Raw genomic sequence first — 14,028 nt, forward strand, 5'->3', positions numbered from 1 at the left:
GCACAAACACCCCGATAGCGTGCGGAATGATCCTTCACTGACACCGAGTAAAGCCAAATTGCGGGCTAATTCGCAGTTTCGCGACACATTGTGACGTATTTGCAACAAACCGGAGAAACAAAGACATACTATGCGTCGCCATGTCGTTACCGACGACATATTGTTTCAATAGAAACCAGTTTTTGCCGACAACCGATTGCCTATCGGCCCATCGGCGCAGCGAGTTTGGCGGGATCGAGCCGCGCGTCATTCCATTTCAGGCCCCAGTGCATATGCGGCCCGGTCGCACGCCCCGTGCTTCCGACGGTCCCCAGCACCTGTCCCTGCACGACCCGGTCGCCGACCTTTACGTCGAGCCGCTGGCAATGGAGAAAGGCGCTCGACAGCCCCATGCCGTGATCGACGATCAGCAGATAGCCTTCGAGGGTAAAGGGCGCGTCGGCCGCGAGCGTGACGACGCCATCGGCGGGTGCGACGAAGGGCGTTCCGGCGGGCACCGCAATATCGGTGCCGCTGTGATAGCTGCCGGGCTGGCCCTGATAGACGCGCTGCGACCCGAAAACGCCCGACAGCCGCCCGGTCACCGGCCAGCGAAAGCGCTGTTTCCAGCCGTCCGATTCAACCCGCATGTCGCGCGCCGCGGCGATCAGCGCCAGCTCGGCGGGACGCCGCCGCGCGAAATCGGCGTCGCTCGCGGCGCTGCCGCGATAGGGGGCGTTGATCCGTTCGATCCGCCACGCGCCCGGCGCGACCGCGATGTCGCGCGCGATGCTGCGCCCGTCGGCCAAGGTCGCCACCAGCCGCGCCGCGGGTGCGGCGTCACGGTCGAAAGCGATCAGGAAACCGCCATCGCGGTCGAGCGCGATCGACCGTCCGTCCAGCGTCAGCGCCCGCGTCCCCCCGGGCGCTTGCCCCAGCATGGCCGCGCCCTGCTCGGCGACGCCCCGCAGGATGAAATCGCCGGGAGCCAGCGGCGCAAGCGGCGCGACTGCCGCAGCGGGTGCAGGCGTCGGACGCGCGGGTGTGTCGACCGACGCAACCGGTCGCGCGGGCGCCTCTCCGGCGGGTACGCAACTGGCAGCGACGATCAGCAGCGGCAGGGCAGCGGCGCAACGACCCCGGTATCGGTGACGCATCATGCGCCGCGCGCGGCGTCCAGATCGGCCTGCACCGAAATAGCGGCACTCGCATAAGGTTCCTGCCGCGCCACCGACCAATAGCGCAGCTCGTCAAGCCCGATCGGCACGCCGGTCACCGAGCACAGTACGTGATCGCCCGGTTCGAGAACGCGGTAGCCGTTAGGACCATAGTGGAGGCGGGCGAGGCGGTTGCGGCTGGCGATCAGCATGATTTATGTCCGTGGAAAGCTTCAGTGGCGTCGACCACTATAGCAGCCGACGACGATGGGGCCACCCCCGGCAATGTCAGAACAGCTCGCCCTGTCCTCTTTTGGGCGGCGGGACAGGCGGGCGGCGGGCAGGACGCGGCGCGGCGGGCGGCGGCGGATCGCTGCCCGCGGAGGCAACCAGAATCTCGCCATCGGCGAATTGCAATCGCAGGTGCCCGGCGTCTTGCGCGCGGGCGGCGGTGGTGACGATCGCGCCACCCGCATCGCGGACCATCGCATAGCCGCGCGACAACAAGGCGCGCGGGTCGAGGCTGTCGAGCAGGCGCCCCAGCCCCTCCAGCCGCGCGCGGTCCCGATCCCAGCGCCGCGCCAGCAATGCGGGGCGCAGCGCAGCGCCGCGCGTCGCCAGCCGGTCCGCAACCATCGTCAGCCGCTGCCGCTGGCTGCGGTCAAGGCGGTCGCCCGCTTCGTCGAGCCGCTGGCGCTGCGGCGCATAGAGCGCCTCGCGCCGCGGCAGATGGCGCGCCAGCGCGGTCAGCCGTTCGTTCGCCAGCGCCTGATGGCGATTGGCGGCGCCGATCATCCGGCCGTTCCATGTCGCCAGCAATTCCTGCAGTTCGGCGCGCACCGGCACCGCCATTTCGGCGGCCGCGGTCGGGGTCGGCGCGCGGCGGTCGGCGGCATAGTCGGCCAGCGTCGTGTCGGTTTCGTGCCCGACCGCGCTGATCGTCGGGATGCCGCAATCGGCGATCGCGCGCACCACGATCTCTTCGTTGAACGCCCACAGGTCCTCGATCGACCCACCGCCGCGCGCGACGATCACCAGGTCGGGGCGCGGCACCGGCCCGTCGGGTGTCAGCGCATCGAAACCGCGGACGGCCTTCGCGACCTGCGCCGCAGCGCCGTCGCCCTGCACCAGCACCGGCCAGACGATGACATGCGTCGGAAAACGATCGGCCAGGCGGTGGAGGATGTCGCGGATCACCGCACCTGTCGGCGAGGTCACGACCCCAATGATCCGTGGCAGGCGCGGCAAGTCCTGCTTCCGCTCCTGATCGAACAATCCCTCGGCGCCCAGCCGCGCCTTGAGCTTTTCGAACAAGAGCATCAGGGCGCCCTCGCCCGCAACCTCAAGCGTATCGACGACGAGCTGATATTTCGAGCGCCCCGGATAGGTTGTGAGCTTGCCGGTCGCGATCACCTCGATCCCGTCCTCGGGCCGGAACGCCAGCCGCGCCGCCTGCCCTTTCCACATCACCATGTCGATCAGCGCGTTATCGTCTTTCAGCGCCGCATAGAAATGCCCCGACGCGGCACGTTTCGCGCCCGACAGCTCGCCGCGCACGCGTACCCGCGCAAAGCCGTCCTCGACCGTGCGCTTGATCGCCGCCGACAATTGGCTGACCGACAGCGGCGGAACATTGTCGCCGGACGTCGCCTCGGCTAACAGCCGCGCCGCGGGGTCGGTTTCGGACGCCGGATCGGGAAAAGGGACAGACATGAATATCCTGCTGGTCGGCTCGGGGGGCCGCGAACATGCGCTGAGCTGGCAGTTGGCGCAATCGCCGTCTTGCCGCAAGCTCTATGCCGCCCCCGGCAACCCGGGGATCGAGGCGTTTGCCGAATGCCTGGCGGTCGCCGCCGACGATCTCGACGGCCTGATCGGCGCCTGCGCGGCGCATGCGATCGATTTTGTCGTCGTCGGTCCCGAGGCACCGCTGGTCGCGGGGCTTGCCGACCGGCTGCGCGCAAAGGGCGTCGCGGTCTTTGGTCCCGGTGCCGCGGCGGCCCAGCTCGAAGGGTCAAAGGGCTTCACCAAGGATTTGTGTGCGCGCGCGGGCATCCCGACCGCGGCCTATGTCCGCTGCACCAGCGCCGACGAGGCGCTGGCCGCACTCACGGATTTCAGCATCCCCGTCGTGATCAAGGCCGACGGGCTCGCCGCAGGCAAAGGCGTCGTCATCGCCGAGACGCGCGCCGACGCCGAAGCCGCGATCGCCGATATGTTCGACGGCGCCTTCGGCAGCGCGGGTGCCGCGGTGGTGATCGAGGAATTTATGACCGGCGAGGAAGCGAGCTTTTTCGCGCTGTCCGACGGCACTAATGTGATGGCGTTCGGCAGCGCGCAGGACCATAAGCGCGTCGGCGACGGCGATGTCGGACCGAACACCGGCGGCATGGGCGCCTACAGCCCCGCACCGGTGCTTACCCCCGACCTCGAAGCACAGGTGATCGATCGCATCATCCGCCCGACCGTCGCCGCGCTCGCCGCCGAGGGCACCCCCTATGTCGGCGTGCTGTTCGCCGGGCTGATGCTGACCGATGCGGGGCCGAAGCTCATCGAATATAACGCGCGCTTCGGCGATCCCGAATGCCAGGTGCTGATGATGCGCTATACCGGCGATCTGGCCGCGCTGCTTTACGCGGCTGCGACCGGCGCACTGGCGACCGCATCGCCGCCCGCCTTTGCCAGCGGCTATGCGCTGACTGTCGTCATGGCGGCGAATGGCTATCCGGCCACCCCCGAAAAAGGCGGTGCGATCGATGGCATCGCGGAGGCGGAAAGCGGCGGGGTGCGCGTCTTTCACGCCGGTACCGCGCGCGACGGCGATAGGATCGTTGCCGCAGGCGGGCGCGTGCTCAACGTCACCGCGACCGGCCGGACGGTGACCGAAGCACAGCAACGCGCCTATGCGGCGGTCGACCGGATCGATTTCGCGAGCGGCTTCTGCCGCCGTGACATCGGGTGGCGCGAGGTCGCGCGCGAAACGCGTTCGGGCGGCGAGGCTTGAGGTTCGCGGCCACGCGGCATAGGCTGGCCAAAACAGGAGCAAAGACATGGTGATGTGGCTTCAGGAAAATTGGGTCGTCGCGGTCGTCGGCCTGGTCGTCGCGGTCGTGCTGCTGTGGTTTCTGTTCGGCCGGACGCGAGCTGAGCCCGCCGAAACGCCGGTCGCGCCGCCCGCCGAACCGCGCAAACCGCTCGAACCCGTCAAGCCCGATATCGTCGCCGCCGAACCGGCGCGATTCAAGCCGGTCGAACCGGCACCGGCATCGATAGCAAAGGCGCCGCCACCTCGCGCGCCCGAACCGGTCGCTGCGACACCGCCGCCGCCTCCCGCTCCGGAACCGGATATTGCGCCAGAACCTGTTGCCGGGGTGGCGAACCCCGAACCGGCGCCCCCGCCACCCGCCGAACCGGCACCGCCGCCGGTCGCCAAAATCGACAATCTGCAACTGATCAAAGGTGTCGGCCCGAAAATGGTGGCGCTGTTGAATGGACTGGGCGTCACCAGTTTCCAGCAGATCGCCGACTGGACCGAAGCGGATATTGTCGCCATCGACCCCCAGCTCGGCGCCTTTCAAGGCCGCATCACGCGCGACAATATCGTCGATCAGGCGGGCTATCTGGCGCGCGGCGACAAGGCCGGTTTCGAAGCCAAATATGGAGCCCTCGGCGGCGAACTCTGAGGTTTGCAGACGACCGGTAGCGCACATAAGCGATCCTCCCCCGACGGGGGAGGGGGATCACCCGAAGGGTGGTGGAGGGGCGCTTGCGGTTTACGAAGCGCTTGACGGGGTGAGTCAAACTTGCCGGGAGCCTGGCAGCGGAGCACTACAGCAACGGTAAAGCAAACCGCCTGTACCCCTCCACCAGCTTCGCTGGTCCCCCTCCCCGTTCCGGGGAGGATCGGCAGTTCCCCACCCCTCAGCCGACCTCACCCAGCCAAGGGTGAACGCCGCTCCGGAGTCAGTCTTCGTCGGCGTCCTTGGGCTTCGACAGCTCGGTCACGAGCAGCTTGTCGATCTTGCGTCCGTCCATATCGACGATCTCGAACTGCCAGCCCCGGTCGGTAAACTTTTCCCCTTCCTTCGGCAGCCGTTTCAGGATCGCCAGTGCGTGACCCGCGGCGGTCGCATAATCGCGGTCTTCGCCAAGCTCGATCCCCAGCCGTTCGGCCATCTGGTCGGCGGGCATCGATCCGGCAATCAGCAGGCTTCCGTCGTCGCGCTCGACGACGAACGGCTCGCTGCCGATATCCTGATCGGACGCAAATTCACCGGCAATTGCGGCGAGCAGGTCGGCAGGGGTCACCAGTCCTTCGAAATGGCCATATTCGTCGTGGACAAACAGCATCGGCACATCAGCGGCGCGCAGCGCCTCGAGCGCGTCCATCGCGTCGATCTGGTCGTGGATGACCTTGGCCGGGCGGATCAGTTTTTCCAGATCGATCGCTTCGCTACCAAACAGCGCCGCGGCAATGTCGCGTGCCTGCACCACGCCGACCAGCTCGTCGACCGATCCGCGCGCTACCGGCAGGCGGCTGTGCGGCGTTTCCAGCAATTTGTCGCGAACCGCCCGCGCGTCGAGCGACAGGTCGATCCAGTCGACATCCTTGCGCGGCGTCATCACCTCGCGCACCGGCCGGTCCGCGAGGCGCACGACGCCCGATATGATCGCGCGTTCGCTTTCCTCGATCACCCCCGATTTCGACGCCTCGGCGACGATCAGATGCAACTCCTCCGCAGTAACGCGGTCCTCGGACTCGCGGTTCAGACCCAACAGGCGGAACACGAGCGCGGAGCTAGTGTCGAGCAGCCACACCAGCGGCGCAGCGATGCGCGACAGCCAGTACATCACCGGCGCGACGACGATCGCGATGCGTTCGGGGGCGCGCAGCGCAAATTGTTTTGGCACCAGCTCGCCCGCGATCAACGACACATAAGTGGTCAATGCGATTACGACCGCAAAAGCGGTGGTCAGCGCCGTCGCCGCATCGAGACCGAACAGCGCCTGCAACCGTTCGGCGACCGGCCGCCCCAGGCTCGCGCCCGAATAGGCGCCGGTCAGCACGCCGATCAGCGTAATGCCGACCTGGACCGTCGACAGAAAGCGACCGGGGTCGGACGCGAGCTGGCGGGCAATCGTCGCGCCGCGGCTGCCGCGCTTTTCGGCGGCCTGCAGGCGCGGATCGCGTGACGACACGATGGCGAGTTCGGACATGGCGAACACGCCGTTGAGCAAAACCAGGATCAGGATGATCGCGACGTCGGACCAGGGGAAAGGCGTCATGCGCGGGTGTCGGGGCGCCGCCGCGCCCTGCCCCTGGATCGATCGTTCATGATCGCCCTATATGCGAAAGACACCGCCCTGCACAATGGCCGACCGCTGAACGCGTCGATCAGCCGCGGTTCAGCACAATTCGGGAACCAGATGCGCCGCCATATGTTATCGGCATGGACGGCGGCCTGCGCGAGGACCAGATGCGCCCGCCAAAAAAGGGAGCAACATGATGAACATCAAGACGATCAAGCTGACCACCATTGCCGCGATGGGGGCCCTCGCCCTCGGCGGCTGCGTCACCGATCCGGAAACCGGCGAGCGGCGCATCTCCAAAGCCGCGATCGGCGGCGTCGGCGGGGCGCTTGGCGGCTATCTGCTCGGCGACCTGATCGGCGGCCGCAGCGACCGTACCGAAAAGATCGTCGGCGCGGGCATCGGCGCGGTCGCGGGTGCAGGTGTCGGCTATTATATGGACCAGCAGGAAAAGAAGCTGCGCGAACGCACCGCCGGAACCGGCATCGACGTCGAACGCCAGGGCGACCAGTTGGTGCTCAATATGCCCGGCGACGTCACCTTCGACCTTAACAGCGCGATGGTGAAGGCGCAGTTCCGCACCGCACTCGACAATGTGGCGGCGACACTGGTCGAATATCCCAGCACCTATATCGACGTTTACGGCCACACCGATTCGACCGGCAGCGACAGCTATAACCAGGGTCTGTCCGAACGGCGTGCCTCGTCGGTCGCCGACTATCTGGCTGGTCGCGGTATCCAGCGTGCCCGCATGGCGACGATGGGCTTTGGCGAATCGCAACTGAAATGCGCGCCCGAACGCAGCGAGGCCGATTATCAGTGCAACCGCCGCGTCGAAATCCGCATCGCACCGGTAACCCAGGCCGATGTGAACGCGCGCTGATTTCCATTCCCGTGGAAAATGGGGCGTCACCTGCGGGTGGCGCCCCTTTTTTTAGCCGAGCGTCGGGAAGCTGGCTTTCAGCCCGTCGATGACGAACTGCGCCGCCAGCGCCGCCAGCAAAACCCCGAGCAAGCGGGTTATCACCGCTTCGCCCTTGTTGCCGATGAACCGCATCAACGGTCCGGCCGCAAGCAGCGCCGCCAGCGTGATGAGCAGAACGAGCAACAGCGCCGCAAAGATCACGAATGCGCGGTCGAGCCCGTTGTTTTGCGCGACCAGCAGCATGACCGAGGCAATCGACCCCGGCCCCGCCAGCATCGGCATCGCCATCGGAAAGACCGAGACATCCTCGACATCCGACGCGGCCACTTTTTCGGCGCGCTGTTCGCGCCGTTCGGTGCGCTTTTCGAACACCATGTCGATCGCGATCATGAACAGCATGATGCCGCCAGCGATGCGGAAGCTGTCGAGGTCGATGTGCAGAAAGCTGAGCAACGCCTCGCCGAACATCGCGAAAAAGATCAGGATGCCGCCCGCGATCAACGTGGCGCGGATCGCCATCGCGCGGCGCTGTGCCGGACCCGCGCCGGTGGTCAGGCTGGCATAGATCGGCGCGCACCCCGGCGGGTCGATCACGACGAACAACGTCACAAAGGCGGTGATGAAAAGGTCGATCATGGCTGTTCCGGCGCCGCGACCTGGTCGTCGATCACCGTCGCCATGGTGCTGCCGTCCCACATCCGGACCGTGATCCGCCGCGATTTGTCGGCGCGCACGGTCGAGGTCCAGCTGAGTGTCTGGTCGGGCGACAGGCCGACCGCCATGTCGTCGCCTTCACCGCCCGCCTCGATCGGTACCGCGGGCCGCGATCCGCAAACCGCCTGTTTCGAATCGATGAAATCCGGCGCTTCGCGCGGCACGGTCAGCTCGGCGCCATGGTCGAGGATCCAGTCGGTCTTGCCCGTCCGCGGATCGCGCATCCACACCGTGCTGAAATACCCGTGCGCCGGCCCCTTCTGCCATGCGCCGGTCGTCGCGCCGCTGTTGCCGTCGCAGCTGACAAACACCGCATGCGGCTGCCACTTGACCGCTTCAGCGGGGTCCTTTTGCGTCTTGAGCCAGTCGCGCGCCTTTACCCGCTGCGGCACGAACATCACCGCGTCGGGATGCGCGGTTTCGCGAAACGCCGTCCACTGCCCCTTTTGCTGCGCGAGCCGCGCAAACCCGATCTCGGCCGCGATAAAGGCGCTCGGGTTGGGGCCGAGCGGCCGGTTGCGCAGATCTTCCGGATATTGCGACGTACAGCCTGCGAGCAGCGACAAACCCAGCGCGGCGGCGAACAGATGACGCATCAGAAACCCTCCGGATCGGCGAGCCCCGCGCGGCGGTGCGCGGCGACCAGCGTGTTGCGCAGCAGGCAGGCGATCGTCATCGGACCGACGCCGCCCGGCACCGGCGTAATCGCCGACGCCAGCGCCTGCACTTCGGCATAGTCGACATCGCCGACCAGCCGGCCCTTTGCCGCGCCCTCCGCGGGTGGCAGGCGATTGATCCCGACGTCGATCACCACCGCGCCCGGCTTGATCCAGTCGCCCTTGACCATTTCGGCCCGGCCGACCGCTGCGACCACGATATCGGCCCGGCGGACCAGTTGGGGCAAGTCACGGGTGCGGCTGTGCGCCATCGTGACCGTTGCGTTGGCGCCGAGCAGCAACTGCCCCATCGGCTTGCCGACCAGGATCGAACGCCCGACGACGATCGCGTCCTTGCCCGACAGATCGCCGAGGCGGTCATGTAGCAACAGCAAACAGCCATAAGGGGTGCAAGGCACCATGCCGGGGATGCCGAGCGCCAGCCGCCCCGCGCTGACCGGGGTCAGCCCGTCGACGTCCTTGTCAGGGTCGATCGTCGCAACCGCCGCTTGCTCGTCAAGGTGGCCGGGCAGCGGCAATTGCAACAGGATACCATCGACCGCATCGTCGGCGTTGAGGGTCGCCAGCAGCGCCTCGACCTCGGCCTGCGTCGCGGTGGCGGGCAGGCGATGTTCGAAGCTGGCCATGCCCGCGGCGACCGTCGCCTTGCCTTTAGACCCGACATAGACCGCGCTTGCCGGATCGTCGCCGACCAGCACCACCGCCAGCCCGGGCGCCCGTCCGGTCGCGGCAACGAAGGCGGGAACCGCATCGGCAATCCGCGCACGCAGACCGGCGGCGAATGCCTTGCCGTCGATCACATGCGCCGCGGTGTCGATCATCGTCACGCCATGCCGTTCGCATAGGCGAGGCGCGCCAGATAGCTGAGCACCGGCCCGTCGATGATGATGATCAGGATCAGCACCAGCATCGGGGTCAGGTCGAGCCCGCCGAAATCGGGCATGATGCGGCGGAACGGGCGGTACAGCGGCTCGGTGATCCGGTCGAGCACCGTCCACAGCTGATTGACGAAATCATTATGCGTGTTGATCACATTGAACGCGATAAGCCACGACATCACCGCCTGCGCGATGATGAACCACCACAGGACCGTCAGAATGATGTGGACGATCTGGAGGAACATGAGAAACAAGACGGCATCTCCATAAAGCGTGTTTGTCAGGCGTCTTAACGGTGAATGAGCGTCCCCGCACCCCTTGCGGTGAAAATTTCGAGCAGCATCGCGTGCGGAATGCGCCCGTCGAGGATGACCGCCGCCTCGACCCCCGCATCGACCGCGGCGACGCAGGTTTCGACCTTGGGGATCATCCCGCCGGTGATCGTTTCATCGGCCTTGAGCGCGTCGATCGCCGCGCGGTCGAGGTCGGTCAGCAGGTTCTTGTCCTTGTCGAGCACCCCGGCGACGTCGGTGAGCAGGAAAAACCGCTTGGCGCCCAGCGCCCCGGCGATCGCCCCCGCCATCGTGTCGGCGTTGATATTGTACGTTGCCCCATCGGCACCCAGCGCCACCGGCGCGACCACCGGAATGAAATTGTCGCTGGCCAGATTGGTCAATATGGTCGGGTCGACCGCCACCGGCTCACCGACAAAGCCCAGATCGACGTGGCGCTCGATCCCCGAATTGGGGTCGGGCTCGGTCCGGCTGACCTTTTCGGCGAGCACCAGATTGGCGTCCTTGCCCGAAATGCCGACCGCGCGCCCGCCGAGGCCCGCTATCCAGCCGACGATTTCCTTGTTGATCTTGCCCGCCAGCACCATTTCGGCGACCTCGGCCGTCGCGGCGTCGGTGACGCGGAGGCCGCCGACAAAGGTCGATTCGATCCCGAGCTGCTTGAGCATCGCGCCGATCTGCGGCCCGCCGCCATGCACCACCACCGGGTTGATCCCGACCGCCTTCAGCAGCACGACATCCTCGGCAAAATCGCGCTGCGCCTCGGGATCGCCCATCGCATGGCCGCCATATTTGATCACGAACGTCTGTCCGGCGTAGCGCTGCAAATAGGGCAAGGCCTCGACGAGCGTTTCGGCCTTGGCGAGCAGGTCGGGCATTTTCGACGGGTCGGTCATGGTCATCATCCGCCGTTCTTGGCGTCGAGATTGCGACCGAGCGCGACCAACCCGGTGATGACGAAGGGGATAACGGCGATCGACAGCGCGACCTTGGCCAGCATCTGGCCGCCCATCAGATTGGCAATCGGGAACACGCCGTAAAAGGCGATGGTGACGAACAGCAGGGTATCGACGATCTGGCTCAAGGCGCTGGCGATCGCCCCGCGGATTGCGAGCCAGGTGGTCCCGGTCCCCGCGCCTTCGCGCCCGCGCAGCTTGGAAAAGATGGTGACATTCAAAAATTGCGAGGTCCCGTACGCCACGATGCCGGCGGCCATCAGCCGCGGGCTTTGGCCCAGGATCGTGTCGAACGCCGCCAATCGCGCGGGCTCCATCTTGGGCGACGCCGGCAGCGCCAGCACGAGCGCCGTCAGCATGATCGACAGCACCAGCGGCACGAAACCCCACAGCACCAGCTTGTTGGCGGTCGACTGACCCTGCAGTTCGGACACCGCGCTCGACAGCGCAACCAGCATCAGAAACGGAAAGATCCCCGCCTCGACCGCCAGCCAGTCGCCCAGCGCCACCTGCTTGTTCCCCAGCACTCCCGCGAGCACCACCATCCCGCCATAGATGATGGTGAAAAGAAAGAGCGAGGGCGAAAGCGTGCGCGGCAGCACCGTCGAAGTGGTATCGGTCATGCCGCCCGATAGTCGGTTTTGCCGAGCGTGGAAAGATGCGCGTGGCACCGGCACTTGCCCCGCCGCCAAAGCCCGCTAGACAGGGCGCAACAACGGGTGCGGGGGACGCAACATAATATGGAACGCCTGATTGGTCTGGTTGGCATCGTCGCACTGCTCGCGATTGCGGTGCTGTTTTCGTCGAACCGCCGCTGGATTCGCCTGCGCGTCGTCATTCCCGCCTTCCTGCTGCAAGCCGGATTTGCGCTGCTGGTGATCGGCACCCCGTGGGGCCGCGCGATCATCCAGGCGATGTCGAACGCGGTGTCGAACCTGCTCGGCTATGCCAAGGCGGGGACCGATTTCATCTTTGGCCCGCTCGCCTCGCCCGAAATCGGCGCCAACAGCTTTGCGATCGCCGCGTTGCCGGTCATCGTCTTCTTCGCCTCGCTGATCTCGATCCTCTATTATCTCGGCATCATGCAGCTGATCATCAAATGGGTCGGCGGCGCGATCCAGAAAATCACCGGCATCACCAAGGTCGAAAGCCTGGGGTCGGCGGCGAATATCTTTGTCGGCCAGTCCGAATCGCCGCTCGTGATCCGCCCCTATCTCGCCGGACTCACCCCGCCGCAGCTGTTCACGATCATGACCGTCGGCATGGCGGGGGTCGCGGGCACCATCCTCGGCGCCTACGCCAGCATGATCGGCGAACAATTGCTGCCCTATCTGCTCGCCGCCAGCTTCATGTCGGCGCCGGGCGGGATTCTGATGGCCAAAATCATGATGCCCGACGATCCCAAGGATCTGGGCGTCGAACCCGTCATCATGCCCGAGGCGAGCCATGACGAGGAAAAACCCGCCAACATCATCATGGCCGCCGCGCAGGGTGCGCAAACCGGCGTCAAGCTGGCGGTCGCGGTCGGCGCGATGGTGCTCGCCTTTGTCGCGCTCGTTGCCCTCGCCAACGGGTTGCTCGCCGGGGTCGGCGGCTGGTTCGGCTATCCCGACCTGTCGTTCCAGGCGATCATCGGCGCGATCTTTCGTCCGGTGATGTGGCTGATGGGCGTGCCGTGGGACGAAAGCGCGGTCGTCGGCGGCCTGTTCGGCAGCAAGGTCGTGCTCAACGAATTTGTGGCCTTCATCGACCTCGGCAAGGTCCAGGGCGACATGTCGATGACCGCGGTTGCGATCGCCACCTTTGCGCTGTGCGGTTTTGCCAATTTCAGCTCGATCGCGATCCAGATGGCGGTCACCGGCGGGCTGGCGCCCAACCAGCGTCCGATGATCGCCAAGCTGGGCCTGAAAGCGCTGCTCGCGGGCAGCCTGTCGAACCTGATGTCGGCGGCGCTTGCCGGGCTGATGCTGGGTATCGCCCCGCCGGTGGGCGCCGCGCCCGCTACCGACACGGTTGCGCCTGCCGTGGAAGCCACGGCGGCGACCCCCGATCCGGCAACGGCAGCGCCCGCCGAGACGCGCTGAACGGTGACTCGTAGCCGCATGGGATAATTTGCAAGCCGGCGCCGGTTGGCGTAAACTTGACCCAGAAAACGAATCCCGGGTCGCGTTTGCCAACAGGGAGGTTTGCCATGAAAACCATGTTTCGTTTGTCGATCCTGGCCGCAGCAGCGGTGGCGATCGGCGGGGGACTCCTCGCCACCTCGAACGCCCAGCCTCCCGAAGACAAAATGTACCGCCCGCCCGAGGCGACGATTTATCGCGACGCCGCCTATCGCGGCCCCGCCGTGTTCATCGGCGAGGAAAAGCCCGATCTGGGGCTCGCCTGGCCGGTCAATTCGATCCGCGTCGCCAGCGGTCGCTGGGAACTCTGCGAAAAGACGCGCTTTCGCGGCAATTGCCGCACCGTCGAACGCGACACGCCGATGCTGAACAACGTGCTGCGCGGGATCACGATCCAGTCGATCCGCCCGGTCGGGACGGGCGGCGGCTGGAACCCCAACCCGCCCGCGAACGACCAGGTTGCGCGCGGCAATTTCGCCGAATTCCACACCCAGCCGGCGACCGGCAATTTCCGCGTTCCAGCCTGTGCCACCGGTTCGGCTACCGCCGCCTGCGCGGCGCGCACGGCGGACAATTGGTGCCGCTCGATCGGCTGGAACGGGTCGGCGCGCGAGCATATGGAAACCATCGGCGGGCGCGTCTATCTGGCCGACGTGCTGTGCGTCCGGTCGGGCTATTGAGGGGAGAATGGCCATGGAACAGCTGAAATTCATAGCGCTCGGCGGTTCGGTGTTGCTGCTTGCGGCCTGCGCCTCGGTCGGCGGCCCGGGGGTCAGCACCTATTATGAATGCGACCGCGGCACCCGGCTGAAGGTCGATTTCGTCAAGAATGGCGCCTTGGTTGGCGTCAACGGCGCCCGCGCGCAACTGATGCGGTCCACCCCGGCGGCGAGCGGCGCGATCTACGAGAACCGCGCTGGCTGGCGGCTGCATACCAAGGGCAACGAGGCGATGTGGAACACCGCGCTGCGTTCGTCGCCCGAAACCTGCCGCCAGGTGGCGGTGCCGCGCTGAGC

At 66.4% G+C, this 14,028-nt stretch carries 16 protein-coding genes; 6 read left to right on the forward strand and 10 right to left on the reverse strand.

What is annotated here, in order from left to right; all coding sequences use genetic code 11:
• Positions 1 to 200: 200 nt before the first annotated feature.
• The 3 genes from IR187_RS11955 to xseA all read right to left on the reverse strand — a co-directional run bounded on the left by IR187_RS11955 (position 201) and on the right by xseA (position 2,849).
• Positions 201 to 1,136 carry a M23 family metallopeptidase gene (locus IR187_RS11955; RefSeq protein WP_194954870.1) on the reverse strand — a complete coding sequence of 312 codons (936 nt, stop codon included), beginning with the start codon at positions 1,134 to 1,136 and terminating at the stop codon, positions 201 to 203.
• Positions 1,136 to 1,348, reverse strand: coding sequence for a DUF2093 domain-containing protein (locus IR187_RS11960; RefSeq protein WP_194954845.1), 213 nt, complete (start codon positions 1,346 to 1,348; stop codon positions 1,136 to 1,138). Before IR187_RS11960 ends, IR187_RS11955 begins: the two co-directional genes overlap by 1 nt.
• A 76-nt stretch (positions 1,349 to 1,424) precedes the next feature.
• On the reverse strand, positions 1,425 to 2,849 hold the full coding sequence (xseA, locus tag IR187_RS11965; protein ID WP_194954846.1) for an exodeoxyribonuclease VII large subunit: 1,425 nt from the start codon (positions 2,847 to 2,849) through the stop codon (positions 1,425 to 1,427).
• Between xseA and purD the strand changes: the two genes are divergently transcribed.
• Positions 2,848 to 4,140 (forward strand): phosphoribosylamine--glycine ligase, encoded by a 1,293-nt coding sequence (gene purD, locus IR187_RS11970; RefSeq protein WP_194954847.1) that lies wholly within the window; start codon positions 2,848 to 2,850, stop codon positions 4,138 to 4,140. The two genes, xseA and purD, sit on opposite strands and share 2 nt — an antisense overlap.
• Before the next feature lie 46 nt (positions 4,141 to 4,186).
• Positions 4,187 to 4,819 (forward strand): hypothetical protein, encoded by a 633-nt coding sequence (locus tag IR187_RS11975; protein WP_228765890.1) that lies wholly within the window; start codon positions 4,187 to 4,189, stop codon positions 4,817 to 4,819.
• Between the two features lie 280 nt (positions 4,820 to 5,099).
• On the opposite strand, the gene IR187_RS11980 is transcribed toward IR187_RS11975, so the two are convergent.
• Positions 5,100 to 6,422 (reverse strand): hemolysin family protein, encoded by a 1,323-nt coding sequence (locus IR187_RS11980; RefSeq protein ID WP_194954848.1) that lies wholly within the window; start codon positions 6,420 to 6,422, stop codon positions 5,100 to 5,102.
• A 220-nt stretch (positions 6,423 to 6,642) separates the two neighbouring features.
• Here IR187_RS11980 and IR187_RS11985 point away from each other — a divergent pair, with 220 nt between their 5' ends.
• Positions 6,643 to 7,329: an OmpA family protein gene (locus IR187_RS11985; RefSeq protein WP_194954849.1), complete on the forward strand. Its 687-nt coding sequence runs from the start codon at positions 6,643 to 6,645 to the stop codon at positions 7,327 to 7,329.
• Between the two features lie 51 nt (positions 7,330 to 7,380).
• Here IR187_RS11985 and IR187_RS11990 read toward each other — a convergent pair whose 3' ends face one another.
• Genes IR187_RS11990 through IR187_RS12015 form a run of 6 tightly spaced genes read right to left on the reverse strand, consistent with a single transcriptional unit; the run spans position 7,381 to position 11,512 of the window.
• Positions 7,381 to 8,007, reverse strand: a complete 627-nt coding sequence (locus IR187_RS11990; RefSeq protein WP_194954850.1) for a MarC family protein — start codon at positions 8,005 to 8,007, stop codon at positions 7,381 to 7,383.
• On the reverse strand, positions 8,004 to 8,681 hold the full coding sequence (locus IR187_RS11995; RefSeq protein ID WP_194954851.1) for a hypothetical protein: 678 nt from the start codon (positions 8,679 to 8,681) through the stop codon (positions 8,004 to 8,006). Before IR187_RS11995 ends, IR187_RS11990 begins: the two co-directional genes overlap by 4 nt.
• Positions 8,681 to 9,583, reverse strand: a complete 903-nt coding sequence (gene folD, locus IR187_RS12000) for a bifunctional methylenetetrahydrofolate dehydrogenase/methenyltetrahydrofolate cyclohydrolase FolD (protein WP_194954872.1) — start codon at positions 9,581 to 9,583, stop codon at positions 8,681 to 8,683. The genes IR187_RS11995 and folD overlap by 1 nt, the downstream gene beginning before the upstream one ends.
• A 2-nt stretch (positions 9,584 to 9,585) precedes the next feature.
• A complete protein-coding gene (locus tag IR187_RS12005; RefSeq protein ID WP_194954873.1) occupies positions 9,586 to 9,885 on the reverse strand; it encodes a YggT family protein in 300 nt (99 codons plus the stop codon).
• 44 nt (positions 9,886 to 9,929) lie between these two features.
• On the reverse strand, positions 9,930 to 10,838 hold the full coding sequence (gene argB / locus IR187_RS12010) for an acetylglutamate kinase (RefSeq protein WP_194954852.1): 909 nt from the start codon (positions 10,836 to 10,838) through the stop codon (positions 9,930 to 9,932).
• A complete protein-coding gene (locus tag IR187_RS12015; RefSeq protein ID WP_194954853.1) occupies positions 10,835 to 11,512 on the reverse strand; it encodes a queuosine precursor transporter in 678 nt (225 codons plus the stop codon). Before IR187_RS12015 ends, argB begins: the two co-directional genes overlap by 4 nt.
• 117 nt (positions 11,513 to 11,629) lie before the next feature.
• Here IR187_RS12015 and IR187_RS12020 point away from each other — a divergent pair, with 117 nt between their 5' ends.
• The 3 genes from IR187_RS12020 (at position 11,630) to IR187_RS12030 (ending at position 14,026) form a co-directional block, all read left to right on the forward strand.
• Positions 11,630 to 12,973, forward strand: coding sequence for a NupC/NupG family nucleoside CNT transporter (locus IR187_RS12020; protein ID WP_228765892.1), 1,344 nt, complete (start codon positions 11,630 to 11,632; stop codon positions 12,971 to 12,973).
• Positions 12,974 to 13,080: 107 nt separating this feature from the next.
• A complete protein-coding gene (locus tag IR187_RS12025; RefSeq protein WP_194954854.1) occupies positions 13,081 to 13,692 on the forward strand; it encodes a beta/gamma crystallin-related protein in 612 nt (203 codons plus the stop codon).
• Between the two features lie 13 nt (positions 13,693 to 13,705).
• Positions 13,706 to 14,026, forward strand: a complete 321-nt coding sequence (locus IR187_RS12030; protein WP_194954855.1) for an MliC family protein — start codon at positions 13,706 to 13,708, stop codon at positions 14,024 to 14,026.
• Positions 14,027 to 14,028: the final 2 nt, after the last annotated feature.

Source organism: Sphingopyxis solisilvae, assembly GCF_015475875.1.
In the GTDB taxonomy this organism is placed as follows: domain Bacteria; phylum Pseudomonadota; class Alphaproteobacteria; order Sphingomonadales; family Sphingomonadaceae; genus Sphingopyxis; species Sphingopyxis solisilvae.